This window comes from Vibrio sp. 10N.247.310.24 (assembly GCF_041467175.1).
In the GTDB taxonomy this organism is placed as follows: domain Bacteria; phylum Pseudomonadota; class Gammaproteobacteria; order Enterobacterales; family Vibrionaceae; genus Vibrio; species Vibrio tasmaniensis_A.
In genome coordinates, this window is sequence record NZ_JBFSUD010000015.1 from 59,379 (window position 1) to 84,533 (window position 25,155).

28 protein-coding genes and 1 pseudogene are annotated in these 25,155 nt (G+C 43.5%); 14 read left to right on the forward strand and 15 right to left on the reverse strand.

Going from position 1 to position 25,155, the window contains the following annotated elements:
* Positions 1-75 precede the first annotated feature (75 nt).
* A complete protein-coding gene (locus AB6E08_RS07180; protein WP_029222870.1) occupies positions 76-948 on the forward strand; it encodes a patatin-like phospholipase family protein in 873 nt (290 codons plus the stop codon).
* Here AB6E08_RS07180 and folE read toward each other — a convergent pair.
* The 3 genes and pseudogenes from folE to folK form a co-directional block, all read right to left on the reverse strand.
* Positions 946-1,098: pseudogene (folE, locus tag AB6E08_RS07185) on the reverse strand (GTP cyclohydrolase I FolE); the annotation flags it as partial. The gene AB6E08_RS07180 and the pseudogene folE overlap by 3 nt on opposite strands.
* A 10-nt stretch (positions 1,099-1,108) precedes the next feature.
* Positions 1,109-1,486 (reverse strand): dihydroneopterin triphosphate 2'-epimerase, encoded by a 378-nt coding sequence (gene folX, locus AB6E08_RS07190; protein ID WP_017102704.1) that lies wholly within the window; start codon positions 1,484-1,486, stop codon positions 1,109-1,111.
* 142 nt (positions 1,487-1,628) lie between these two features.
* Entirely contained in the window at positions 1,629-2,126 is a 498-nt protein-coding gene (gene folK, locus AB6E08_RS07195; RefSeq protein WP_372063749.1) for a 2-amino-4-hydroxy-6-hydroxymethyldihydropteridine diphosphokinase, read from the reverse strand.
* A 171-nt stretch (positions 2,127-2,297) separates the two neighbouring features.
* Between folK and AB6E08_RS07200 the strand changes: the two genes are divergently transcribed.
* Complete coding sequence (locus tag AB6E08_RS07200; RefSeq protein ID WP_009846986.1) at positions 2,298-2,636, forward strand: hypothetical protein; 339 nt, start codon at positions 2,298-2,300, stop codon at positions 2,634-2,636.
* Positions 2,637-2,827: 191 nt separating this feature from the next.
* Here the strand turns inward: AB6E08_RS07200 and AB6E08_RS07205 are convergent, their stop codons facing one another.
* Complete coding sequence (locus AB6E08_RS07205; RefSeq protein ID WP_372063751.1) at positions 2,828-3,835, reverse strand: tetratricopeptide repeat protein; 1,008 nt, start codon at positions 3,833-3,835, stop codon at positions 2,828-2,830.
* Positions 3,836-4,120: 285 nt separating this feature from the next.
* Entirely contained in the window at positions 4,121-4,576 is a 456-nt protein-coding gene (locus tag AB6E08_RS07210; RefSeq protein WP_012604166.1) for an Lrp/AsnC family transcriptional regulator, read from the reverse strand.
* A gap of 142 nt (positions 4,577-4,718) precedes the next feature.
* Here AB6E08_RS07210 and AB6E08_RS07215 point away from each other — a divergent pair, with 142 nt between their 5' ends.
* Positions 4,719-6,530, forward strand: coding sequence for a PLP-dependent transferase (locus tag AB6E08_RS07215; RefSeq protein WP_372063753.1), 1,812 nt, complete (start codon positions 4,719-4,721; stop codon positions 6,528-6,530).
* A gap of 140 nt (positions 6,531-6,670) precedes the next feature.
* Here AB6E08_RS07215 and AB6E08_RS07220 read toward each other — a convergent pair whose 3' ends face one another.
* The gene (locus AB6E08_RS07220; protein WP_012604164.1) at positions 6,671-7,174 is read right to left on the reverse strand and encodes a YcxB family protein; all 504 of its coding nucleotides are present in this window, start codon (positions 7,172-7,174) and stop codon (positions 6,671-6,673) included.
* 280 nt (positions 7,175-7,454) lie between these two features.
* Here AB6E08_RS07220 and AB6E08_RS07225 point away from each other — a divergent pair, with 280 nt between their 5' ends.
* Both AB6E08_RS07225 and nqrM read left to right on the forward strand, forming a co-directional pair.
* Complete coding sequence (locus AB6E08_RS07225) at positions 7,455-7,901, forward strand: NifB/NifX family molybdenum-iron cluster-binding protein (RefSeq protein ID WP_372063755.1); 447 nt, start codon at positions 7,455-7,457, stop codon at positions 7,899-7,901.
* On the forward strand, positions 7,898-8,095 hold the full coding sequence (gene nqrM / locus AB6E08_RS07230) for a (Na+)-NQR maturation NqrM (RefSeq protein ID WP_009846971.1): 198 nt from the start codon (positions 7,898-7,900) through the stop codon (positions 8,093-8,095). Before AB6E08_RS07225 ends, nqrM begins: the two co-directional genes overlap by 4 nt.
* A 64-nt stretch (positions 8,096-8,159) precedes the next feature.
* Here the strand turns inward: nqrM and AB6E08_RS07235 are convergent, their stop codons facing one another.
* Complete coding sequence (locus AB6E08_RS07235; RefSeq protein WP_372049571.1) at positions 8,160-8,438, reverse strand: DUF134 domain-containing protein; 279 nt, start codon at positions 8,436-8,438, stop codon at positions 8,160-8,162.
* Positions 8,439-8,482: 44 nt separating this feature from the next.
* Here AB6E08_RS07235 and AB6E08_RS07240 point away from each other — a divergent pair, with 44 nt between their 5' ends.
* The gene (locus AB6E08_RS07240) at positions 8,483-8,956 is read left to right on the forward strand and encodes a PaaI family thioesterase (RefSeq protein ID WP_372063757.1); all 474 of its coding nucleotides are present in this window, start codon (positions 8,483-8,485) and stop codon (positions 8,954-8,956) included.
* Here the strand turns inward: AB6E08_RS07240 and AB6E08_RS07245 are convergent.
* The 4 genes from AB6E08_RS07245 to AB6E08_RS07260 all read right to left on the reverse strand — a co-directional run bounded on the left by AB6E08_RS07245 (position 8,937) and on the right by AB6E08_RS07260 (position 10,990).
* Positions 8,937-9,140, reverse strand: a complete 204-nt coding sequence (locus tag AB6E08_RS07245; protein ID WP_012604160.1) for a hypothetical protein — start codon at positions 9,138-9,140, stop codon at positions 8,937-8,939. The two genes, AB6E08_RS07240 and AB6E08_RS07245, sit on opposite strands and share 20 nt — an antisense overlap.
* Positions 9,141-9,457: 317 nt before the next feature.
* Positions 9,458-9,601 carry a hypothetical protein gene (locus AB6E08_RS07250; protein WP_009846967.1) on the reverse strand — a complete coding sequence of 48 codons (144 nt, stop codon included), beginning with the start codon at positions 9,599-9,601 and terminating at the stop codon, positions 9,458-9,460.
* Positions 9,602-9,627: 26 nt separating this feature from the next.
* Entirely contained in the window at positions 9,628-9,903 is a 276-nt protein-coding gene (locus AB6E08_RS07255; protein ID WP_009846966.1) for an HU family DNA-binding protein, read from the reverse strand.
* Between the two features lie 391 nt (positions 9,904-10,294).
* Positions 10,295-10,990 carry a VC0807 family protein gene (locus AB6E08_RS07260; RefSeq protein ID WP_372063760.1) on the reverse strand — a complete coding sequence of 232 codons (696 nt, stop codon included), beginning with the start codon at positions 10,988-10,990 and terminating at the stop codon, positions 10,295-10,297.
* Positions 10,991-11,425: 435 nt separating this feature from the next.
* Between AB6E08_RS07260 and AB6E08_RS07265 the strand changes: the two genes are divergently transcribed.
* On the forward strand, positions 11,426-12,142 hold the full coding sequence (locus AB6E08_RS07265; RefSeq protein WP_372063773.1) for a DUF1826 domain-containing protein: 717 nt from the start codon (positions 11,426-11,428) through the stop codon (positions 12,140-12,142).
* 87 nt (positions 12,143-12,229) lie between these two features.
* Here the strand turns inward: AB6E08_RS07265 and AB6E08_RS07270 are convergent, their stop codons facing one another.
* A complete protein-coding gene (locus AB6E08_RS07270; RefSeq protein ID WP_372063762.1) occupies positions 12,230-12,853 on the reverse strand; it encodes a cytochrome b/b6 domain-containing protein in 624 nt (207 codons plus the stop codon).
* A gap of 168 nt (positions 12,854-13,021) precedes the next feature.
* Here AB6E08_RS07270 and AB6E08_RS07275 point away from each other — a divergent pair, with 168 nt between their 5' ends.
* From AB6E08_RS07275 to AB6E08_RS07285, 3 genes are all read left to right on the forward strand, one after another.
* A complete protein-coding gene (locus AB6E08_RS07275) occupies positions 13,022-13,537 on the forward strand; it encodes a cytochrome c (RefSeq protein ID WP_372063764.1) in 516 nt (171 codons plus the stop codon).
* Between the two features lie 72 nt (positions 13,538-13,609).
* On the forward strand, positions 13,610-13,753 hold the full coding sequence (locus tag AB6E08_RS07280; RefSeq protein ID WP_017102713.1) for a hypothetical protein: 144 nt from the start codon (positions 13,610-13,612) through the stop codon (positions 13,751-13,753).
* Positions 13,754-14,230: 477 nt separating this feature from the next.
* Positions 14,231-16,117, forward strand: coding sequence for a methyl-accepting chemotaxis protein (locus AB6E08_RS07285; RefSeq protein ID WP_029223812.1), 1,887 nt, complete (start codon positions 14,231-14,233; stop codon positions 16,115-16,117).
* A 106-nt stretch (positions 16,118-16,223) separates the two neighbouring features.
* On the opposite strand, the gene AB6E08_RS07290 is transcribed toward AB6E08_RS07285, so the two are convergent.
* Complete coding sequence (locus AB6E08_RS07290) at positions 16,224-16,625, reverse strand: ACT domain-containing protein (RefSeq protein WP_017096972.1); 402 nt, start codon at positions 16,623-16,625, stop codon at positions 16,224-16,226.
* A 521-nt stretch (positions 16,626-17,146) separates the two neighbouring features.
* On the opposite strand from AB6E08_RS07290, the gene AB6E08_RS07295 reads away from it, so the two are divergent.
* Positions 17,147-17,962, forward strand: a complete 816-nt coding sequence (locus AB6E08_RS07295) for a TauD/TfdA family dioxygenase (RefSeq protein WP_017096971.1) — start codon at positions 17,147-17,149, stop codon at positions 17,960-17,962.
* A 271-nt stretch (positions 17,963-18,233) separates the two neighbouring features.
* Positions 18,234-20,282, forward strand: a complete 2,049-nt coding sequence (locus tag AB6E08_RS07300) for a response regulator (RefSeq protein WP_017096970.1) — start codon at positions 18,234-18,236, stop codon at positions 20,280-20,282.
* Positions 20,283-20,435: 153 nt separating this feature from the next.
* On the opposite strand, the gene cqsA is transcribed toward AB6E08_RS07300, so the two are convergent.
* Complete coding sequence (gene cqsA / locus AB6E08_RS07305) at positions 20,436-21,617, reverse strand: alpha-hydroxyketone-type quorum-sensing autoinducer synthase (RefSeq protein ID WP_012604149.1); 1,182 nt, start codon at positions 21,615-21,617, stop codon at positions 20,436-20,438.
* Positions 21,618-21,930: 313 nt separating this feature from the next.
* Complete coding sequence (locus AB6E08_RS07310; protein ID WP_372063767.1) at positions 21,931-23,313, reverse strand: PLP-dependent aminotransferase family protein; 1,383 nt, start codon at positions 23,311-23,313, stop codon at positions 21,931-21,933.
* A gap of 103 nt (positions 23,314-23,416) precedes the next feature.
* On the opposite strand from AB6E08_RS07310, the gene AB6E08_RS07315 reads away from it, so the two are divergent.
* Both AB6E08_RS07315 and ihfA read left to right on the forward strand, forming a co-directional pair.
* Complete coding sequence (locus tag AB6E08_RS07315; protein WP_372063769.1) at positions 23,417-24,310, forward strand: EamA family transporter; 894 nt, start codon at positions 23,417-23,419, stop codon at positions 24,308-24,310.
* A 468-nt stretch (positions 24,311-24,778) separates the two neighbouring features.
* Complete coding sequence (gene ihfA / locus AB6E08_RS07320) at positions 24,779-25,075, forward strand: integration host factor subunit alpha (RefSeq protein ID WP_004734853.1); 297 nt, start codon at positions 24,779-24,781, stop codon at positions 25,073-25,075.
* The last annotated feature ends 80 nt before the right edge of the window (positions 25,076-25,155 follow it).

A 25,155-nucleotide genomic window follows, 5' to 3' on the forward strand; every position in this document is an offset into this window, starting at 1 on the left:
CAGCTTACACTGACACGAAGTGATATAATTTTTGCCCAAAGCTTTGAAGAGCTAATGAATTAAAGGATGAGTACGATGGAAAAAACGATCTCGTTGGTACTTGGCAGTGGTGGCGCAAGAGGCTTGGTTCACGTTGGAATCATCCGTTGGTTAATTGAGCATGGCTACCAGATAAAATCCATCTCTGGTTGTTCAATTGGCGCACTTATCGGTGGTGTCTATGCGGCGGGTAAGTTGGATGAATTTGAAGAGTGGGTCACCAGTATCGACCAATCGGATATGGCGATGATGTTGGATTTTTCATGGCAATCGAGTGGTATCTTCAAAGGGGACAAGATCATCGATACACTGCGTGGATTGATCGGTGAGATTTCAATTGAAGAACTGCCTATCCCTTATACCGCGGTTGCCGCTAACGTCGCCGATGAAAAAGAGGTTTGGCTGCAATCAGGCTCTCTGTTTGATGCCATTCGCGCTTCTATCTCTTTGCCATTGTTCTTCACGCCTCATGTGATTAATGGCGAAGTGCTGATTGATGGCGGAGTGCTCAATCCCGTACCGATTGCGCCTACCTTTAGTGATAAGACAGACTTTACTCTGGCTGTGAACTTAGGTGGTGAACCTGAGATGCTTCAACAGGAAGTGATACCGGTTTCCCTACCTACCAAAGAGAGCAATTTGCATGAGAAGGTTGTTCACTTTATCGATAATCTAGGTAGCAGTGTAAAAAGTAAAATGAGCTTTAACTTTGCAGCCTACGACATTGCCAACCAAGCGTTTGATGCGATGCAATCGACCATTGCTCGCCAAAAATTGGCCGCTTATCCCGCCGATATTACGCTTGAGATCCCACGCAATGCTTGTGGCACCTTAGAGTTTGATCGTTCACAAGAGATGATAGACAGAGGATACCATTTGGCACAGGCTAAACTGGGCAATCGACTTTAAATCCAGCCCAAGCGTACTGACAACTTCCGTCAACAGTCCTTTGATGCGGTTGTACTTCTGGTTGGGATTCATTTCGCTCGGTGTCATCGGAGTTTCAAGTCCTCTTGCGAGCAAAGCTTCTCTTACTTTTTCGGCTTCTGTGTTCAGCATGACGCACTCCTTATGAATTATTGTCGTTGTCTGCTTCATAGCTCAGAGTGAGCGAAACAGAGTCAGCAAAACGTAGCGCATGAGGCTTGTCGATTCTCACTTGAGCGTATTTCACCCATGGATGATCGATACAGATGCCGAGTACGTCGCTGGTCAATTTTTCCAAAAGCAGGAACCTTCCGGATTCGACATGTTGAATGATCTTCTTGCAGATGTTTTTGTAGTTAAGCGCGTTGTCCACATCATCTGAGAGACAAAGGTTGTTCGCGGGGTAGTGGATTTCTGCATTGATAACGATGTCTTGCTGCTTAGATTTTTCTTCTTCGTTGAAGCCGATGAAGGTTCTTAGTCTGAGGTTTGTAATGGTGATAATGGCGTTGTGATTCATAACAGTGTCCAATCCTTAGAAAGTGAAGTCAGTTACGTGCTTGTTTTAAGAAAAGATCAGTAAAGCTCAGGTGATTAAGAGTTCAGTCGTTCCTTTAGCCGTTGTTCATTTTGTAGCCGTTCTTTTTTCAGTCATGTACGGGCTAAGTGAAACTGAGCTCGAACGGGATGGGTTCGGTTTTCTGACTTAACTGATCGAAGTTTTCCCAGAGCCGCTGAAACGAGATGTCTAGAGTGGGGTGGCGTTCTTGCGCGGCAACATCAACTAACGGCCTGAGCACAAATGCGTACTCGGTGATTTCGCCTCTAGGCAGCTCTACGCCATCAATAATGCCGACTTGATTACCATAAAGAAGGATGTCGATATCCATCGTGCGTGAAGCATAGGCTTTGGTCTGACGCTTGCGATCATTCTCTGCTTCGATTTGATGTAGAACCTGAACCAACTCTGCGACAGGGAGGTCACATTCAAACCCAACGACAAGGTTTAAGAAGTTGTCCCCCTCGAAACCGACAGGCTCGCAATCGTAGAAATTAGAAATGTGCAGCGGTGCAAAGCGGTCATTCAATGCGTTGAGAGATTCTGTGACGTGGTGTTCGCGGTTAATGTTGCTTCCGATGCTGACGTAGACGTTGGCCATAGTATTTCCTTTTTGTTTAAGAAACCTATACGTCCAACTCACGATGAAGATCAGCTATGCATCCTCTTAAAAACAGGAAGATAAAAGAAAATAGGGTTCTGCCGCAAATCGCCTCTGATAGTGATAGAATCCCCGCATCAGAATTATCGAGAATCTAGGTATTTATAAACAATGTTTATCCATCACGTTAACGGCATCGACTGGCTGGTGATTACAGCTTTTGAAGAACTGAAAACTATGTTTATCGAAGATGCAGGCCCCATCCCATCTTACTTCTCGACCGCCAGTGAATTGAGCCTGATTGATCAAGCCAAGCGCAGCTATGGATTTTTACCTAAACTCCGCGGTGTGATCACCGATACCGGCACGTATCAAAGTGAAAATCTTGACGAAGATTTGAACCCACAGCTTGCGTGCATAGTGGAAGGGCGAGGTCGGGTGTTTATCTATCACGGCGACTATGTGGCTTTTGTCGATGACGAACAAACCTTCATTACCCGCATGGACTGAGAGTGATTCAGTGGGTTTGGAGCGGTTGATTGGTTAATTGAATAATGGGTTGCGAATAAGCTGCTCTGTAGATAAAACTAAGGCCTCGCGTGTGCGAGGCCTTAGTTTTGAGGCTGTTACAATAAACCGATCTCTAACGGGTAATTGGATAGAAGTGTTCTAGTCCATGACAATTAGAGTCGTTACTATCCTTACCAGATATCTTCGATTAAAGAGTCTTTAAGCTGCGCAGCTGCGGCAATGTTTTCTTTCGACATGTACTGTTTCACGTCGATTATCTCTTTCTCTGCATCCGAGTTTCCGTATTCCTGTGCGACTTCAAACCATGCTAGCGCTTTAACAAAATCGCTCCATGTACCGTGACCATTACGGTAGGCGTAACCAACGGAATATTGACCATAATCGTTGCCCTGCATTGCGGCGTGAGTGTAATACTCTAATGCTTTTTTTGCGTCTGTAGTTTTGAAACCACACGGTTTTTTGTATCGCGTAGAAGAGTAAATATCACCCATCTTCACATAAGAAAGTGTATGTTCATCTTCTTCAATGGCTTTGCTAAATAATTGCATCGCTTTAGAGCAACTCTTTTCAACGCCTTGTCCATTTAGGTAAGAAATACCCAAATTGTACATAGCACTTGCATCGCCTAAGTTAGCCGATTGCTCAAACCAATACGCAGATTTGGAGAAGTCTTGAGCGACGCCTTGACCTTCATCGTATGAAAATGCGAGTTGATACATAGCGTCAGAATACCTCGCTTTTGCAGAAGCTAGGTAATAATCGTTGCCTTTCTTTAGGTCGACAGGTGTACCTTCACCATCAAAATACATTACGCCTAATGAGTAGAGCACATAAGGGTCTTTGCTGGTTTCAGCTTTGTGGTACCAAGCCAGTGCTTTTTCGTATTGCTCTTCGTAGTAATAATTATCTGCCAAGGTAATCATCGCTTTTACCTCACCAGATTCCGCTACTTGATTCATGTACTCATATCCGCGTTGTAAGTTCTCTTCATACATTGAATCTTCAATTAAAAGGTTAGCAGCCTGCATTAGCAATTCGTTATCGCTAGACGTTTCTGCGTTCTTTAAAAGTGCGAGTTCTTCGCCTTCAAAAGCTTCTATCTCAAGATCGTATGCAAAAGTACTAGCGGATAGCAGCAGCGACAGTGACGTTAAAAAAGTACAACTTTGTTTTATCATTTAAGCCATTTCTTATATTAGTAATGTTTCACATGAATATAACAAAACAGCTTTGAAAATAAAGGAAATTTCGGGCTATCGAAAACCGAATTCACGACAATGAGACCTAGGGCATCTCAATATACTGGAAGCAACCAAGACTGGTTAATAAACGTTGACCCAAGCGATTAACTCTATGGCTTAGGCGCGGAAACTAGGTGGCACTGACTCAGTAGCAATGGACAGAGCTCTATATGTGCCGATAATGATCTAGAGGTCTTTAAACCCAAGTTATCGTGACACTCATTACCTGACTGGCAGCTTGGTCTTTGTTTTTACCTGACCGAAGGCGAAGCTGGATTCAATCGAAGCAATATTGGGCAGGCGGGTTAATTGCTTGCGGATAAACTGCTCGTAGCTTTTTAGCGACTCGCTGACTACATGCAATAGGTAGTCGTGATTGCCCGTCATTAGAAAGCACTCTAACACTTCATCAATCACTTCGATGTGCTGTTCAAAGTCTCGCATGTTCTCTTCTGTCGGCTTTTCAAGTTTCACCAACACAAACACATTGACTGGCAGGCCACACGCTTCTTGGTCAACACTGGCGTGATAGCCGCGAATAATCCCTTGTTTCTCTAATGCTCGAACTCGGCGTAAGCAAGGAGAGGGCGACAGTGCTACTCGGTCGGCCAACTCTTGATTAGTCAGTCTAGCGTTGCTTTGCAGTTCAGCCAGTATTTTCTTATCGATCTCGTCCATTGGCATATTCCATCAATATTGATTTTAATTTGGCAATATTATTGCTCAAAGTGTATGTCTTACTTCGCAAATAGCAATTTTTAACATCCGCGCAAAACTAAAATTAAAGGAGGAACAACCAGCATGGAATGACTTAGGAATTATGAATACTTCAACTCAACTTAGCCCGCTGCGTAAAACTACCAAACTCGAACAAGCAGAAGCCCTTGCCATTGAGCAAGCCAAGCATTTTGGTATCGACCCAAACAGTGATTACGGCGTCACGCTTATCGAACTGGCGACGACACTGTACAAAGCCAATACCAAGACACACGATCTTTGGGCATTGACGGTTGATGGCCTTTCAGAGCTCGATAAGAGCGACCGAATCGCTTGGTTTAACGCCAAACGTTTTTTGTCATTCCAGATCGCTAAGATCCTCGACAATCTGCAAAACCCAATGCGCGCCACTTACCAGTCTATTGCCACCAATAATGGTAATTTTGCATCCAAAGGTGCGTATCCTATCTTCGATAATGTCGCTGCTATTTTCTCTGCGAGCCCTGTGATTACACGTACCGCGACCTATTTGTTTGCGTGTACAGAATGGATTGAAGATGCGTTTAATGGTAAGGAGCCGCTGCACGATATTTACTCTCGACTGCTTAACCCAACATCGATTTCACTGGCTAACCACATGGTTGATATTGAGGCAGGATCTAGAGCCAATGAGTACCTCGCATGGAACTTTAACTCGGGGATGGCGGCCATTGATGGGTTGTTGAGCCATTTACTTGGCCATGAAGACATTGTCTTGGCTTCACGCAATATCTACGGCGGTTCTTACCAGTTGTTGGAAGATTGGTTTGGTAAACCTTCTAATTTGAATGTCGCGGTAGAGTGGGTGGATGGTTACTCCGGGGATGAGTTTGCGACGCGACTTGATGAGGTTGCCGATAAATACGCAGATCGCATCGCTGCGGGTAAGAAAATCTACGTCTACCTAGAGTCACCGTGTAACCCGCATGGATACGTGTTAGATGTTGCTAGTATCAGTAAAGCAGGTCACGTTCGTGGTTGGGATGTGATTGTTGACTCGACAGTGGGCACGCCTTTATTACACCCAGTACTGAAACGTGATGATGTGATGGAAAGACCCGATTATGTTATTCACTCTTACACCAAAGAACTGGCGGGTTCTGGCACCACAACAGCTGGAGTTGTGATTGGCCGCAACGAGACCATGTTTATTCCAAAAGGAGAGGAGGTCACTTTCACCAAGTCCAACGGCGATGAGGTCACCATTCCATGGAACGAAACGCTGTTTTGGAATGTGTACTACATTAAGGGCGCATTCCTAGACGCAGACAAAGCGTTTGAAGTGCTCAATGGTATGAAAACGTATGAGATGCGAGTGGTGCAAAAAACGATTAATACCCTGGCTCTGGCGAAGATCTTCGATGCCCACCCAGACATCAATGTGTCATGTCCAGCTTTGCCAGACAGCGATAACTATGAACACTGCCAGAACAACATGTACTTGGGTTTACCAGCGGCGCTTTTCACAATCGATATGGAAGGTAACGGCGACCGTGCACCAATCAATCGAGATGGGTTTAAACAGTTCTTCGACATGCTTGAGCCAGCAATCGGCATGCAAGTGAGCTTAGGGCAAACCAACACAGTGGCCTTGTGCCCAGCACTGACCACGCACTCAGAGCTCAGCGATGAAGCGTTAAATGAAGCAGGCATCAAGCCAACCACAATGCGTATCTCTATCGGCTTGGAAGATCCGCGAATGTTCATCGCTCACATTATCGAGGCCGCTAAATTGTCGATTGACCGCAAACACGCAGACTTCTCATCGAGTTTCCCGAGTGGTGAGAGTATCGATGAAATCTATATGCAAACCTATATGGATGTACACCAGAGGTTTGTGAAGAGCTTGCCGAAGTTTGAGCAACTTACTCAGTAAGCTGAGTTATTAAGGAAAGGTGACAATCACTTATTTGGTATACGGTGGCCACTGTTGTAGTCCAGTCATGACACTTAGGGGGATGTAAAAATGCCTTCTAAGTCAGCAGGCATTCATAGATGCTAATTTGCTTAGAAAGCTTAGGAATCTTTGGATGTTTTGGAAACTTCGTGTTGTTCAATCATGAAGGCAATGGCTTCATCGCTTAAACAAGATTTACTCACATATTGGCGCTGCTTTCCAATATGAAGGATAAAACCTAAATCGGTTTGTTCAAGTTGGTCGATGTCACGCCAAGCGATAGTATTGGTGGCTTTACGGTTTTTATAACTCACACCATCAGTATCCCCTGAAAAGACCACTTTGCTGCCAGCACCTGAGCTGATTTTTTGTCGCCATAACCACCAGGTTCTCTTGCAATATACACTGAACGCTTCAATCACACTCAAAACGATAAAAAACCAGCCTACGTAGCCACTAGGTAACAGTTCAAACTCCAATAGAACCCAACCAAAAATAAGAAACAAAAATGCCTTTAAATAGGCTTTTGGAAACTGAGTCGGAAGGCTAGTTTGATCATAACACTCTGCGAAAAACGTTTTGTCGAGGGTGTATTCTGTGGTGAAACCGGGATCTTTAGGCATGTGTGGCTACTTTGTAGTTCTTTGTTGAGGCGCATTATATCGCTTCACGCTGGTTTGTCTTAGCGGTTTCAATCCTCTTTTGTAAATCAATAATACTGAATGCGCTTGTTCATGCCAGAGTCAGTTGTTATTTCAATTGGTGTTAAATGATGTTGTTGAGGATTTACTTCTTAACTTAAGTATCCATTCTGTAAATCTTATTTCTCATACGATAGTTATTGGCATATGCCAGTAATGGGGCGTATTCTGAATTCCTGATCATCAATAACAGGAAGTTACCATGTTATACGCAATACCTTGTCGTGACCTTCATGTCGGCAACCATTTTGCCCGTTCTCCACAGATCGCGATTGTCGATGAGCAACAACAAATAAAGCATCTTATTCCTTTGGTTGAGTCAGACAGCCCGTGCAATAACAAGAAGCAATGGATGTCCGTCGTTAAATCTTATGATGTGAAAGCTGTTGTGGTTCGTAACATCGGTAAGAAAATGCTGTCGCACTTGTTCAATCATGATGTTCGCGTTTTTGCATCTAAAGCAAAGGCGGAAGTTACCACTCTGGATTTCAGCAATCTACAAGAAGTAACCGACCTCGATTATGGTCGCGAGTCGCGAAATAGCGGGTGTAGCAATAAAACTTGCGGCGAGAATGGGCACAAAAAACAAGCTACGATTTTAATGGCACAGCCTAATCAGCTAGGCGCTATTCGAGGGTTCCGTAAATGACCTTTTTGTTGACGCTATTGGGGTTTGTCGGAGTCGTTACACTGATGGCGATAGGCGTGATTTTTTCGCGCAAGCCAATCAAAGGCAGTTGTGGAGGACTCGCACAATTAGACATTGAGCGCGAATGCAATTGCAAGGATGTGTGTGAAGGGCAAAGTCGAAAGTTGTATCAGATTACTGAGCCATCAAGCTAAGTATCAAGTTAAGCATCAAGAGTTCTCGCTCGCTGAGTTAAATAACTTCTGGCTAACACGTGAATTAACTGCCTTGAATCACCAACGCATGGCCGTTGACGATGCACTTGGCTACTTTGGTACGTGCTCGCTTAATGATGTTGCCGAACGTTTGGCGAGACACCTGCATCTGCTCGGCGGCTTCAAGCTGGCTCAATCCTTCTTGATCAGCTAAGCGTAAGGCTTCCAACTCTTCTAATAGCAGTTCTTCTTTATGAAGCTGGCCCATAGGAACGCCATTAGGCTTAAAACATGAGTAAGCCGCACGGGTACATAATTGACGATGTTTTTTTGGTCGAGCCATATCAATCTCTAGGAATCTAAGGGTTCACAGGAATAAGGGTAAGTATGAAGGTTTTCATTCCTCACAACCATCGCCGTTGCCAAGTGTGCAGCCAAGGTTTTTTCACAGACAGTCCCATTTGTTTTGAAGCTATTGGCGAAGGTGAGACTTTGGCTAAGCATGAAACGCCAATAAAGCATGAAAATTTAGCTAAGTATGAAGCTATAGCCAAGATTGTACCAACAGATAAAGCTGAGGGCTACGACGGTATTATGCAGGGGGGCATTGTTACCGCGTTACACGACAGCGCGATGTTGTATTGCTTGTTCCATAACAATATCAATGCGATGACGGTGAGTTTAACTTCTCGCTTTCACCATCCAATAGCCATTGGTCAGGAACTCGAAATTTGCGCTCAATGGGTGAAAAGCAGACGTAATCTTTATTTCCTCGAAAGCCAAATTACGCAGTGTGGGAAGTTATGTTCGTCGGCAAAGAGTCAGTTCATGTCAGCCCCGCCTAGATTTGATCTGAACTAGAAGCTTTGTTCTTTTTGAAGTATTTGAACGCTGTCCAGACGGCATAAGCCGAAACACCTACGATCAACGCTGAGCGAAGTAGAATAGGTGCATCATGCTCAAGTTGACTAACATGCGGCACAATACTAGCGAACAATCGACTGGTAAAAAGCAGCCCCATTACTAACATAACAATTTTATTCATGTGACCTGCCGTTCAATAGGGTACGTTGCACAGAAACAATTATGGGGTGGGTTACACGGCCAAAAAACTATTCTGCTCGAAATAAAATCATGCGCTTCTCAAGCTTGGTCGTCAACGCGATATCAGCTTAAAGCCAGTAAGCTAAAGTTTCGTTTTTGAAAGCGAGGGGGATTAAAAGTGAAGAGGGGATTGAAAGGGGGAAGAAGAGTGATGCGCTAGGGCTTGTTCTTCAAACTAAAATGCCACCGCAAATCTGCAGTGGCATTTGAATGACAACAAACCATCATGTAAATCTTTAATTACAGCTCGAATACAAACTAAAGCTCTAACAGTTTGGCTAATTCACGCTCTTCGAGAAGCTCTTCAATGCGTTGACGAGCCTTAGGCCCTTCAGCTTGTGCTTTGGTTGACTTGCCGGCTTTTTTACTGCGGCTCGTTTTTGTTTTTTCCTTAGTTGTCATCGGTAACCTTCCTTGTATTTTCTATCTTACAGGTTGCATGTCTCTTTTAGTGCTTTACCTGCTTTAAATGCTGGTGTTTTTGACGCTGAGATTTGAATCTCTTCTCCAGTTCTTGGATTGCGACCAGTGCGAGCAGCGCGGCTATTCACTTTAAAGCTACCAAATCCAAGGATAGATACATCGTCGCCATTAGCAAGCGTAGTCGAGATGCCTTCAACGAGTGCATTGAGTGCTGTGCCTGCTTGCTCTTTTGAGATGTCAGCAGAAGTTGCGATGTGTTCAACTAATTGAGATTTGTTCATGTTTTAAATTCCTTGTCGAGTTCGTCTGGCGTTTGGTTTTTGCAAACTATTGGTTAAATATGACCAATATGAACTGAAGTTATGTCATTGCTAGGATTGAACTTTGTAAAGTAACAAACGAAGTTGATTATAAAAACATATCACGCCTCATTCAATGCAAATCATTGACTATTACTTGTTTTCGGCCAGTTATGGACAGTGAGTCATGAAAATGAACATCGTTTTGTTTAAATTAATTCATGATATCAATCGAAAGTTAATATTTTTCTGTATGCAGAACAGACAAAAAAGCCCAGCGTGTGTGCTGGGCTCATGCTTTTTTGAAGCAATCTGATTTTGGAAACTATCGAGTATTTGAAGTGATTTTGTACTCGAGCTAACGCAACGAAAATTATTTAGTAATAAAAATCTGTTCCGTTTCTAGCGAAGTCATCGAGCGAACTTGGCGCCAAATGTAGTAGAAGATACCTAACATCATCAACATACTTGGTATAGCGATGGCCGGGTAGCTGTAAAGTGTCAACTTACCCAATTCTTCATTAAAAGCTGCAGTACCTGCTGGGCTAGTCACAATCCAAGTCGCTAGAAAGTAGTTCATCGCAGAAGAAAATGCGAAGGTACTAGCGAATAGGTAGTTTGACTTCATTAGGCAACGATTAAACTCTGCTTGGTTACCAAACTCTCTTAAACGCTCTTCGATTAGAGATATGTTTAACAGTGCAGGCGTGAAGATAACTTTTTGGATAAACGGGTAGCGAGTGAAGGTTGAGCCAAGAACCGCTAAACCAATTAGGCCGGGTATTAATGCTTCTTTTAATGCTAACCAACGAGTATCAAGTTCGAAGAAGCCGATACCGCCGGTTAATAATACGCTGACAAAGCCAAGTGCCGCGATGAAGTTAAACTTCTTGTTGCGGACTAACTCCATACCACCGTAAGCAATAGGGAAGGCAAGCGCGACAAGTAGTGCTAAGCCAGTTCCTAGGTGTTCCTCTCCACTGAACTTCATTAAAATGAATGAAGGAAGAAAGACGTTAAATACGACTTCGAAAAGAGGACTCGATTTTTTGTTTTCTGTGCTGCTCATAATTTCTAAATACATTATGTTATGGATTTATTCTCAGGGATTGTTGTTTACCTCGCTCAAGATGTAAAGCCTTAAGACGTCATGCTGTGTAACGACATGTGACATCAACGACATCTCTGAACTTATAGAACGCGTAATTCAACACTTTCGTGTCTGAGTTCTCGACCAACTTGGGGCTTATGATGTGAAAGCAGTTGTTTGGTGAGTCAATTTATATGAACGCCATAGCTAAGCTTTCGCGTTTTTCTGCAGTGATCCACATTCATCAAGTTCCCTAAGGCTGCAAAGGCATATCCATATAATTGGAAACATGTATGCCAAGTTGCTTGTGATATTTTGGTTGTGTTATAACATAACCAAAATATCACTCTTACTGAGAATAACGTTCGTATCGGTAAGAGGAAAACAACAAGCATGTATCAAGGAGATGACGTAATGAATGCCGTGTTAACGAAACCTGTGACAACCGATAATAATCAGCCACTTAACATTGGTTCTGCTGCAAGTATCAAGGTTCATGCGAATCATGCTCCATGCTATAGCGCTTCTGAGCAGCCAACGGTGCTGGCAGACATCTATCAAAGCAATGTCAATATTGCGATTTGGCAGCGTACATTTGATGAAGATTTAACAATGGCAATCAGTGAATTTATCGCCTTGAATCCAAACTTCAGTAAATCTATGAGCCTGTCTCCAGACAACGCCTATGAGAAATTGGAGTTTGCTACCGACGAAACCGCATCTAAAGCACTACTAGAAAACATGGTAGAGCTGGTGGATATGTTCTGTTGTTTGTTTGATCTTGAAGAAGTAGGGCTCCGTTTAGCGGTTCTGAATAAAGCGATGTGCCCACGCTTCCATGTTGACCAAGTCCCTTGCCGTTTAGTGACTACCTATCATGGTGTTGCCACTCAATGGCTGCCAAACGACTTGGTCGACCGTTCGAAGCTAGGAAGAGGAAGTAACGGACAGCCAGATTCAGAGTCGGGCTTGTACAGTCATGACTCGGATATCGAGCAACTTTCGAGTGGTGATGTGGCATTGCTTAAAGGGGAGCGATGGAGTGGCAACGAAAACGCGGGTCTGGTGCATTGCTCACCCGTAACTTCATCTAACGAGACGCGATTGTTGCTGACGTTAGATTTTGGTTAGTCGCGCTCTATTCGCGAGACGATTTTTAGAAGTCGTCGGCTTATCCCTTTTTGTACATCCGGTTTTATACTCATCAAACCAATTAATTTACGCCAACACTGTCAGCATAATGATGAGCAGTGCCGCTAAAGCTAGTACGCCTAACGCACGCCATTGAGAAACAAACGCAACACTGCCATTAAGTTCGATTTTTGTTTGAAAGCCAGTGACCATTGCCCAAGTTAATGGTTTAGAACGTAATTTATAGAACAAAACGGCAAGGACGTGTACCGCGACCAGGGTCGGAAGCACTTTTATCATAGTGAGGTGAATGTTTTCTAATAGTGAAAATACGGAGTCATTCAACCAGATATTTGCATAGGGTAAGTGATCAAGAAGCCCAGCTAAGGCTAAACCAGAAACACACTGAATAGTTAAAGCTGATAACAGTGTAACAACCATCCAACCGCCAGCAGGATTATGGCCTGGCTTTTCTTTTTCTTTTCCTAATAAATAACGAACCATTGATTTAGGTGATCGTAAAAACTGTCTGAACCGGCTCGTTTCGCTACCCACCCAACCCCAGATCAATCGCCAAACGATTAATGTCATAAGTGCTAGCCCAAGTTGAACGTGGGGTCCATTACCTGAAATGCCCGATGCCATTAACCCCATGAAAAGCGCCGCTTGCGTCCAATGGTATAGGCGAGTTGATAGATCCCAAATCTTCATAGTTTCACTCTCTCTTTTGTTTATTTAATCTCTGTTCGCTTTACAGTAATTTACACAGCAATAGTTGCAATTGCAACTATTGCTGTGTAAATTGATTTCATCAAGGAAACGCAGGCATCAAAGAAACACAGACATCAGAGAAAAACGGAACATCGAAACGAATCATCGATGTCTGTATCGAAACCAGACAACAAAAGCTATATGAAGCGAGGAGAGATCAATATGAACAAGAGAATGATTCACAAGAGATTGGTGAGCCTACTGTGCACTACAACCGTTTTACTTAGCACCCACGCTTTGGCATCACAAGATCATTCGAGCCAAATTGAACAGCGCCAATACGCATTTACACAAGTTGAAACCTTGATTGAGCAAGCCAAAGACTTATTAGATGGCAACGATACGAGTTGGCAGGTATTAGAAGAAACGAGTTTAGAGCTAACAGCTCATAGCGAATTGTTATTGACGTCATTTCCGGTAGGCAGTCAAGAAGGAAGTAAAGCTAAAGAGAGTGTGTGGAGTGAACCTGAAAAATTCCAACGACTACTAAGTCAAATGAATCAAGGGTTCCAAGAACTCTATCAAGGTAGCCAACAAGGTGATGTATCACTGGCGGAATCAGGATTAGAAGCAGCGCAGGCGACTTGTAAAAGCTGCCATCGTTCATATCGCTCACGTTGGTAATAACATTCAGTCCGCTCAATTAACTAACCCCATTTAACCAGTTAAAATTATTTAGCCAAAAAGGAACAAAATATGAAAATGAGTATGTTTATAACACTAGCCGTTTCAATCATGTTTTCTGCTTTCACAAACGCAGCAGACTATGCCGTTGCTCTAGGCTACGCTGATGTGAATGTTCAACATTTGGGCTACAAACTTTCTGTGACGAACAACTAGTAGTCGTTGGTTGTTGAGTTAGTATTGGGTAAGTGAAAATACAATAACTGACAAAACTAATAGTTAGTAAAGTAATTAAAGCGATTATTAACTAACCCCAACTTCGGTGAAATCTAAGTAATCGAATATAAATATTGATCTGATGGAAATAAGAATGCCGTTGGGTTTAAATGACGAGAAATAAAGGGCTGAACGTTATGTGTTGGGTCCTTTTCTATTTTTCGTCTAGTTAACAACGCTATGTTGAGCGTATTTAACTTAATTATCCTCCAACAGGCCGTTCGGTATAATTTCTCATGCAATCAATAATTTACTTGGTGAATGTCTCGCTATGCGTGCCCCTACTCACATATATTGCTGATATTAACCTTGGATGGTTTATTAATTTATTTTAAAGCGTAAAATAAATGATGCTTGCAAACTGTGTTGGTGACAAATTTGTCACCGCGGTTTTTACTTCCAAATTATAGGTTTCCTATGTTCAAGAAACTCTCGCTTAAAAATAAGCTGGCGATCTCTGCTAGCATGGCCATTATCCTGGGGGGGATTTTGGTCGAGGTATTGTCTTTTCGTGCTTCATTGCAACGGTTGGATATTGAAGTTGAACAGCGCTTAGAAGGTGCGTCAGCTTCTTACAATCAATATGTATCGGATTGGATCTTATCCAAAGAGCGTGCGCTTACTTCACTTTCGAAGGAGTCACAACAAGAAAGCTTGGTCACTCACCTGAAGCAGGTTCGTGATTCAGGCTCGTTTGATAATGTGTTCTTAGCGTTCCCTGATGGCTCGCAAAAAAATGCGAATGGCGTAGTGTTGCCACCGGGCAATGATGATCCACGCGTATGGGGTTGGTACACCAATGCGGTTGCGAACCCAAGTAAGGTGTTCATGGATAACCCAACGGTTGCCGCGGCAACTGGGGCGAACGTTGTGTCGTTGGGTACTGCAATGCAACTGCATGGCCAGCAGGTCGTTTTAGGTGCTGATGTAGAAATTACCGACATTCTAAACAGCCTTGAAAAAGTGATTCTTCCAGGCGAAGGCTACATGTTTATCGCGACCAACAAAGGCACGGTTTACACGCACGCTGATACAAAGTTGCTGAATGAGAACATTAGCTCGCTAGGGCTAGATTTTTCTGATGTACAGAAGGCACTGACTAGCGGTAAAGACACGGCTATCGAGTTAAATGGCAGCGACTATGTTCTGTACGCACGTGCGATTGATGGTACAAGCCTGATTACTATCAGTGTTGTTAATCATGACTCTTTGGTTGCACCGTTATTTGATGCGGTGATCGGTCAAGTGTTGGTGACACTGTTGGTTGTGATTGTATGTACCATATTGTTTAACCTGCTGTGTACTATTCTGTTCCGTCCGTTGAACCATGTGTCTCAAGCATTGGCGCAGATCGCTAATGGTAGTGGTGATTTAACTCAGCGTATTCATGTTGAGAACCAAGACGAAGTAGGAGAACTAGCACAGAACTTCAACACTTTTGTAGGAAGTTTACAGCAGTTGATTGGTCATATTCGTGGGCAATCAGAGCAGCTTAACAGCCAGTCAGAGAAAAGTACTCAGCGAGCGAATCGTTCGGTGGACGAGCTTAATCATCAACAGCAAGAGATCACCATGGTGGCGACGGCTGTAACGGAAATGGCGAGTGCAACGCAAGAAATTGCATCGCATGCTGAGCAAACCGCAAAAGCGGCACAAGACTCTGCGACAAGCACTAATAGCGGTCACGCCCTGGTTGTCGATACTAAAGGTTCTATCAATAACCTCGCCAATGAAGTGAACGAGGCGGGCAACGTGATCAGCGAGCTAAACAAGCATGCTCAAGAGATTTCGACGGTACTTGCTACGATTCAAGGTATTGCAGAGCAAACTAACTTGCTTGCTTTGAATGCTGCTATTGAAGCGGCGCGTGCTGGTGAACAAGGTCGTGGTTTTGCTGTAGTTGCAGATGAAGTACGTGTGCTTTCTCAACGAACTCACTCTTCAACAGAAGAGATAAAGTCAACGATTGATGTTTTACAACGCACAACGGCTCAAGCGGTTGATCTTATGGAGAGCAGCTCGAAACTGGCAATACATTCCGTCGAAGATGCCGACCGAGCTTCACATGCGCTAGAAGAGATCAACACAGCGGTGGCTTTGATTAGTGATATGGCGACTCAAATTGCTACCGCAGCAGAAGAGCAAACGCACGTGACGGGTGAAATTACTCAGAACATTACGACCATTAAAGATGTTACGGACCACTTAGTTGTGGGCGCACAGGACAGCTTAACTGAGTCGAACGAACTTAAGAGCCAAGCCGCTGGTTTAAGTGACAAAGTGGCGACTTTTAAGCTTGCTTAACTGTGTCACTCACTGATGCCTGATCAGTGAGTGATTGTTAAGCAATAAGCCAAAGCGACGTAGATTACGTCGCTTTTTTTGCGTCTGTGAACAATAGAATTCTTTACTAATCTACTTCTGAAAATTCTCTTAGCGCACTCATTGCGGCTTCAGCTTTGTCTTTCTGAACGAAGATATGGTCGTGATAGTAGCCTGCAACAACGTTAGCGCTAATGCCGTATGAGCCAAGCTTTGTCGCAAAAGCAGCCGTCAATCCAACCGCTTCAAGGCTCGAATGTACCGATAAAGTGATCAGGCTAAACACAGCGTCGAAGTTTAGCTGAGCTTTGGTCGCAACGTCTTCTTCCAGAACCAGTGTTAAACCTTCTTTTTCACGAAAAGTCGAGATTGGATTGAGCTGAACATAGTCTGCTAGCGCTCCGTCGACAGTGCAAAAAACATAGTTACCGTCGATTAATTCTGGTGACATGGATTTCAGTAGAAGGTCTAGATCGGTAATGGCAGTCATAGTCAGTTTCCCAGCGTTAATAAGTTTATTGAAGATGCATGCAGTCACGATAGAAGTAACTGGCAGTTAAGTAAAATTAATGATTTTAATTCAGCATCAGTTTTACTAATGGCAAGTTTTCCTCTTTATTGATGGCATCGAACAAGTGCTGAGTGGTGAGATGCAGTGGGACTAAACTCATTATCTCTGTTGTGTTTTAGAAAATCCTGGAGATTGTGTTACATTTAAGTTGATACACAACTGGAGATATCGATGATCTGGCTTTCAGTGAAAGTACTACAGATTGGACTTGTCTATGGATACAGGAAGTATCAAAAAACGAAAAGAGCGCCTATTTAGGGGCTCTTTTTTTAGATGGCCTTGTTCTTATTAAAGTGAGACTTTCTTTTGGAACGTACAGTGTTGAAAGAAATGTTGTATTTGTCCGGTTTAATAACAGGCTATTCCTCTCAGTCTCAGTCTCAGTCTCAGTCTCAGTCTCAGTCTCCAACTCAACTTAGAGAAAACCAAAAAGAAAAAGTATGTTGAAAATAGAACAAGTTACCCCTCATATCGGTGCGCGAATCCATGGAGTCGATCTCGCCACATGCAGTGTGACTGAGCTCGATGAGGTTTATCAGGCGCTGATTACCCATCAAGTCATCTTCCTAGGTGATCAAGTACTCTCACCAGAACAACACTTGATGATTGCAGAGCGATTTGGACAGCTCGAGCTTGCGCATCCCTTCTTTCCTCGCGTCGAAAGCGCACCTCAGGTGAGTGTCATCGAAACAACCCGTGGTAATGCACCCATGGAAAGCTATTGGCATACGGATCTAACCTGGCGCAACGTGCCATCGAAAGCTTCTTTGTTGCATGCTCAACATATTCCAAGCACCGGTGGGGATACGATTTGGTGTTCGATGACTGCGGTTTTCGAGTCATTAGATGAAGACATGAAAGCAAAATTGAGAGGGTTGTCTGCGACTCATTCGCTGGTGGCTTTCGAGGGAGTTGAGCCAGATCAGATAGAGCTTGATTGGCACAAATCACTACTTAAAACCGCGCAGCAAAATCCACCTGTAATTCATCCTGTTGTTCAGAGCCATCCGGAAACCGGTAAAGAAACACTTTATATCAATGAGCAGTTTACCCGTTATATCAACGAACTTGACCGACAAGAGAGTGATATTTTACTTAACCAACTGTTTGAAATTGCACGACGCCCTGAGTTTCAAGTCCGTTTCAAATGGGACAGGGAATCAATGGCTATTTGGGACAATAGGGTAACGCAACATTACGCGGTGATTGATTACGGCGATACTCCAAGAAAGATGCATCGCGTTACAGTGACATAATGCAAACGAAGAGGCGCAGCACTTGCTAAGGCGCGTTATTGGTGTAGGCGTGAGCGTATAAATCTGAATCACTTAGGGATGTTGTCTGAGTTAAAGTATGAAACCGAGACTTTATTCATCTAAGTCATAATAAAATCAAAAGCGTTGATACATATTTGATTGAAAGCTCACTGCTCTGAGGTGATGTGTAATATACTCAGCGGAAAACATAAGAACCAACATCAAATTTTAGACTTTGTAAACGTTAGGGCTTAGTAAATAAAGTATTTGTATGAACGCGATTCGTAAAGTTTATCAGTACGCAGAACCTAACCTAACCCTTGTGGGTTGGATGGGCTTTGTCGGTTTCCCTGCTTACTACATTGTATGGGAATTCTTGTTTCCGCAACCCTATGAAAATTTAGCCGTGCGTCTGTTTTGCTCGGTATTGTTCCTTGGGATTGTTGTTCGTAATCGTATTCCATTTGATTGGCGAAAGTACCTTCCGGCTTATTATCAAGTCGCTATTACCCTCTGCTTACCGTGTTTTTTCTTTTACATGCTGCTGATGAATAACTGGTCCAACGTATGGGTTATGTCTTTCATGTCGGCTATTTTCCTCCATATTCTATTAGTTCACGTCACCCGAGTGATGTTTGCACAAACCTTCGCCGGGATAGGGATTGCTACCTTGTGTGCATGGGTGGCACAAGGCTTCTACTTAGAGCTCACTATGGATTGGACGCATGTGCCAATCTTCTTATTTATCTATTTGTTCGGTAACTTATTTTACTTCCGTAATCAGGTGGAACATGAGAATAAGGTGTCATTGGCGAAATCTTTTGGGGCCGGTATCGCGCATGAGATGAGAAACCCACTAAGTGGTTTACTGACTTCTATTGATGTTATGCAGTCCATATTGCCGAATCCGAAAAGTGGTGGCCACCAAGGGCAATACGCTTTGAGCAATGAAGAAGTTATACAGTTACGTGAAGTGGGTGATGAAGCGATGGAGATTATTCACTCAGGTAACGAGACGATTGATCTTCTATTGACTTCAATTGATGAAAACCGAGTATCTCGTTCTACGTTCAAGAAACATTCAGCTCAAGCGGTGGTTGAAGGGGCTATAGATAGCTTTAACTATAAGCGCTCAGCTGATAAATCAGCGATCTCTTTAGATGTACAAAGCAACTTTGATTTCTTGGGCAGTGATACCTTGTTGAAGTACGTGATGTATAACTTGTTCAAGAACGCATTCCATCATCGCAGCCCTGAAGATTTTCATATTCATGTCACCATGTGCAGTGATGACGTGACCAATCAAATTATGGTTACCGATAACGGAGCTGGTATTTCAAACGATGTCATTCGACGTATTTTCCAGGATTTTTACACCACCGGCCAATCAGGTAACTACGGCTTAGGTTTGCCATTTTGTCAGAAAGTAATGCGGTCGTTTGGTGGAGAGATTAAGTGTAAGTCTGAGGTGGAACAGTGGACGCAGTTCACGATGACTTTTCCATCTTTGACTTCTCACTCTGTGAACGAAATTAAGAGTGAGCTCACTAAGCTAAAGACAGTGTTGATGGTGAGTGACCAGAAAGTACTCTCTGATAAAATTACTGAGACATCACGTTCTATGGGGTTTGACCTCACCGTATTAGACGTTGTATCAGCACTTAAAAATAAGGAATATCAATTTGAGTTCGACTTGATTTTCGTTGATATGGAGAGCTTAGATTTAAGAGCCAATTACCTCGATAGAATTGAATCTTTGCTATCGTTCACTGAAGCGAGAATCATCTATTTGTATGAGCATCATCCCATTAAGCGTGTTCGTAACGTTGCTTTTGAACCGATTTGGGTGGAAACACAAGTTTGGCTACTGAATACCAAAGCCACCATCGAGCGCTTACTTTTCGATTCTAATTACGTGTTGCCATCGGTTGCTGTGAAACCACTAGATGCGACTAATAAACGTACGATAATGGTGGTGGATGACAACGAATCTTTGCGCCGTTTTACCGCAATGTTATTGGAAAAACAGGGCTTTGACGTTGTACAGAAAGAAGATGGCCAACAAGCGTTAGATGCTTTGGATACCGAGGATGTTGATTTGATTCTGATGGATATCGAGATGCCAATTATGGATGGTATTGAAGCTTCTCGTCGAATCCGTAGTGCTGCCAAAGAATACTCTACAGTGCCGATTATTGCTCACACAGGCGACAGTTCCCCAGTGACATTGGAAAAAATGGAATCGTCAGGCATGTCAGATTTTATTGTGAAGCCAGCAGATAAAACCCGACTGTTCGATAAAATTGCACACTGGATTTGATTTGTTGTACCGTCCGGTTATCCAGCTGAACTAGATGAATAGATGAACACAAGAAAGAGCTCAGCAATTCGCTGGGCTCTTTTTGTATCGCGACATGATAGCGTCTATTCAGTCCTGCCGTTTGTGTTAGTTATAGAATTGGTGTGTACAGAGTTATACGAACTCTAACTCTGGGTGATGGTACGCTTCGTGACAAACGGTGAGCACATGGTCAATGTCTCGTGGTGTCATATCGGCATTCACTGAAAATCGGATGATGTTCTTGTTCTTGCCCGTAGCGGGGCGGCAGAACACCGCACCGAACACATTCCGTTCTTCGAGGAAATCGCGAACACGTTCAGTGTTTCTTTCACTACCACATTCTAATGCCACAATTTGAGACTCGCTGCGGATATTAAAGCCAATTCGTTTTAGACCCGTAGTCAACGATTTAGCACGCTGGAACAGAGCCTGTCGTTTATCATCTGCACTTTTGATTACCTCTAATGTTTTCTCTAAACGGACCACCTCTTGTGGTAACACGGTCGAGCTGAAAATCGCGGGATAAGCAACAAACGGTAAGGTTTCTGAAAGTAGTTTTGGTCCAAGGATCGCGCCTGCACGATAAGCAAAGGTTTTAGCCAAACTTACGGTGATGAAGTCGACTTGCTTTGTAAGGCCCAATGCGTGAACTATGCCGGCACCATTTTCCCCATGCGTGCCCAATGAATGCGATTCATCAACGACGACGGCACAATCAAACTCTTGCGCCATTTCGTAGATGTCGCGTAGTGGGGCGATGGTCCCAATGGTACTGTAAACCGAATCGACCACAATAACGCCTGAGCCGTGGCGCTCTAACTGTTTACGCAGGTGATTCATATTGTTATGCATAAACGGGTGGGCGATGCCGCCAGCGGCACGAATGCCTTCCCATAGCGACATATGGGCAAAAAAGTCGATATACACCGATGTGTCCGGCGGGCAGATGGTTTGTAATAGTCCAATATTGGCCGCCCAACCTGACTGAGAAAGCAAACAGCTCTCCATTCCGACATAGTTCGCGAGCTCGGTTTCAAACGCAGGTTTAGACTCTTCATCTTGTAAAAAAATTGCAGACATCACTACGTTGTCATCGTGTTCAATAATCGCTGCTTGATGGGCGTCTTGGATCGGTTTGTTGTGTGACAGTGCTAAGTAATCATTGCTCTGCATCACGACGGCATTGCGCTGAGGTCGTTTACCCAATACCAAGTGCTTTTGGCTTTGGTTCTGGGTAATGAGGTCTTGAATATAGAAATTCAAGCGTTCTTCGATAAAGGAAGGTAGTGGTTTGTTTTTTGTTGTATCACTCATAATTATTCTCTTCAAATACGGGAAAACGCCAGCGCCGGCGGTTGTATATTGAAGTTAAAAAGTGATGTGTCATTAGTCAGTTTGCATAATTTTGTATGTGCTAGCAAACTCAGTATTTAAAGGTATCGAAGCGAGTCATTTTCCTTACGGTGCGGGGCTTTAACCTAGATCAGATAGGAATGATAGCCTTCTTTTTTATGATAAAAGGCTATTAAAATTCGGTGTTCTAATGACCATGAAAAAGTCGATTCTGAAAAGCTTTGATGTCCTAGCTGCGTATTATGAACTGGCACGTATTAAGAACTGGAACGTATTAGCTATGAACGTGAATCAGTTCGATTAAGTCGTTCAATTCCTGCTTGGCTTTTCCCTCTAACGAGTAACCAATATTGATGCGTAAGCAATTGCTGTAAAGGTCATGAGTGCTAAACAGGTGCCCAAGCCTGATATCAATGTTGTGGTCGGCAACTGCCTGAGCAAAGCTTGATTGGTTCAAATTTGGTATTTGTAGCCAAAGTACCATGCCACCTTGCGGGTTACTTATCTTTACTCCTTGAGGAAGGTGCTGAGCCAAATAACTTAGGTATTGCTGGCGCAAAGAGAGAAGCTGAGTACACCTTCTTCTAACGTGTTTTGCGTATTGACCAGATTCGATAAAGTCAGCAACTGCAAGCTGAGTGGGTAGGGCGACGCCATAGCTTGCAGCAGAAAACTGAGCCTTGTATTCGTTAATGAACCTCCCTGGTAAGCACCATCCTAATCGGTAACTCGGTGACAAGCTTTTCGATATTGAACCACACCATAGTACATAGCCGCCTTTGTCGTAGTATTTCGCGGGGAGTGGAGTGTGTGAGGAATAAGAAAGTTCCAGATACACATCATCTTCAATGATCGGTACTTGATAGTGATTCGCTAATTCAGCAAGCTTTTGTTTTTGACTAGCCGACATGTTGATCCCTTGAGGGTTCATATGAGAGGTACAAAAAATCGCGGCATCGACTTGTCTATTCTTCAAATGCGCTTCCAATTGTTGCAAGTCGATACCGTCATCCAGAGATGGGATCTCGATGATTTGTCGCGACATCTTTCCGAGCAACTCCAGAATGCCGTTGAAACAAGGTGAACTAATCGCGATGGTGTCGCCTTCTTTGGTGCACGATTCAAGTGCAGCCTTAATCGCAGACATACAGCCTGCCGTAATCACCATCTCTTCAGGTGAAAAGTGTACATCGAGCTTGGCAAAGTGAGTGGATAATGCCTGACGTAACATTGGCTCACCTTGTGTATCTGGGTAATGGTTTAGCCTGCTGCTCATACGCCGAATAGCGCGGCGAAAACTGCGTTCCAGTTCACCAATCGACTGTTCATCATTGGCGGTGCTAGACACCCCTAAAGGTCCATTGATTGAGTTGTGAGTCGATGAGGTTAGCTTGACGCTCGACACTTTACTTTCAAACTGTGCCCACTCTGGGGTTGAACGAGCAGGTTTATGAGGAGAAACAAAATACCCTGCTTGCGGTCGAGAGTGTATCCAGCCTTGTGATTCCAGTTCTTGGTAGCAGCTCACCACGGTCGACATGCTGATGGCTTGTTGTTTAGCTAATTGACGCAGCGAAGGCATGCGTCCACCTTCGGGTCTTTTCCCCGTTTCAATCTCACCGATAAACTGATTGGCTAGCTTTCTGTAGATGCTCATGGTCACGACCGTTGTTAACTGTACTGGTTTTTATTGTAAAAATTGTATCTGTACTGGTTTTGTTGATCAAGGGATACTCATTCAAAACAAAGGAGGGGTCAGTATGAAAAGAAATGATTTGTTGTTAGCGGTGTTCGTGATGGCAATTTGGGGATTCAATTTCTCGATGATCAAAATGGGTGTAACCAATGTTCATCCGTTGTTGGCAACCGCCGCGCGTTTCTCGCTAGCGGTGATTCCGGTGATATTTTTTGTAGCAAGACCGAATGTCGCGTGGCGTTGTTTAGTGAGTTATGGCTTTGTGTTTGGTGTGGGCATCTGGGGCATGGCTTCATGGTCAATCACCGCTGGGCTCTCATCGGGGCTTTCGTCGGTGTTGCTTTCAACCAATGTGCTAATTGGTATGGCGGTTGGCGTGTGGGTTTTCAAAGAAAGTGCGTCGGTTCGCAAGTTAATGGGTGCGATGTTAGCGATGTGCGCGTTGGCGGTGCTGGTTTCCGCAGCAACGGGCAATGTCACTGTTAATGGCGTGATTCTTATTATGATCGCAGCGTGTAGTTGGACGTTAATGGGCGTGATTGTTAAAGCGTCTAAAACCACTCAGGCTTTTGCGTTTAACGTGTGGGGCATGCTATTTGCGCCAGTTCCATTAGTGTTGTTTGCGGTGATGCTGCACGGTGACCAAATTATTTGGCAGGCGATAGAACAATGGGATTGGAACGCAACGATTGCTGTGTTGTTTCAGGCTTACCCAACCACGCTATTCGGTTACTGGGTGTGGAATAAACTGTTAATTCAATATCCGTTAAGCACGACAGCGCCGTTAACCTTGCTAGTACCTATATTCGCATTGATCAGTGGTTACTTTATGTATGACGAGGTGCTATCAGTCGCTCAAGTTGTGGCATCTGTACTGTTTCTAGTCGGTATAGGTTTGATAGTGAAGCCTGCTAAGACAACCGTAAGACCTCTTAGGGAAATAAAGACGATTGATTGAGCGTTTTCTAAAAACACAGCAGAATAGCATTGTCGAAAGGATTGACTAATTCGAATTAAATTCTGAAATGATACAAATATCATATTTAATGATGGTTACTTAGTAACCTCTGTTGAGTTTGATATCAAATCAAGTGGCTGATTTTATTGGGTATAGGATAGAGGTCTCAAAAATTATCTTTTAGAACACTAAAGTTTTAAATTCTTATTATGTTGGATTTTGCGGGATATAATATCACATCGTACCTGTTGGCTAGGTGTTTTTTAGCTATATATGTGACTTTGCAAGGGAGTTATCTTCCTGATTTGAAAGAATAATTAAATTGATGAGATAAAAAAGTTGGCGAAAATCAGAAGCTTGGCATACACTTTCCTTGTAAATGACCTTATCTCATTGATTGAATAGGGTAAATGCTTTGGCGCTACTGAAGATGGTAGCAATGTATAACATAGCTTTGAGGAAAGTTTTATGGCACTCACTAAAGCCGATTTGGCTGAGAACCTGTTTGAAACACTCGGATACAGCAAGCGGGATGCCAAGGAAACGGTTGAAGTGTTTTTCGAAGAAGTTCGTAAGGCACTTGAAAATGGCGAACAGGTAAAACTGTCTGGTTTTGGTAACTTTGATCTTCGTGAGAAAAACGAGCGACCTGGTCGTAACCCGAAAACTGGTGAAGACATTCCAATTTCTGCTCGACGTGTTGTTACTTTTAGACCGGGACAAAAACTGAAGGCCCGAGTCGAAAATATTAAAATCGAGAAGTAGCCAAGCAATAGACCACGCCTAGCGTTAATGCCGTTCACTTAAGAGTGAACGGCATTTTTGTTCTTAGCATACCGTTGTGG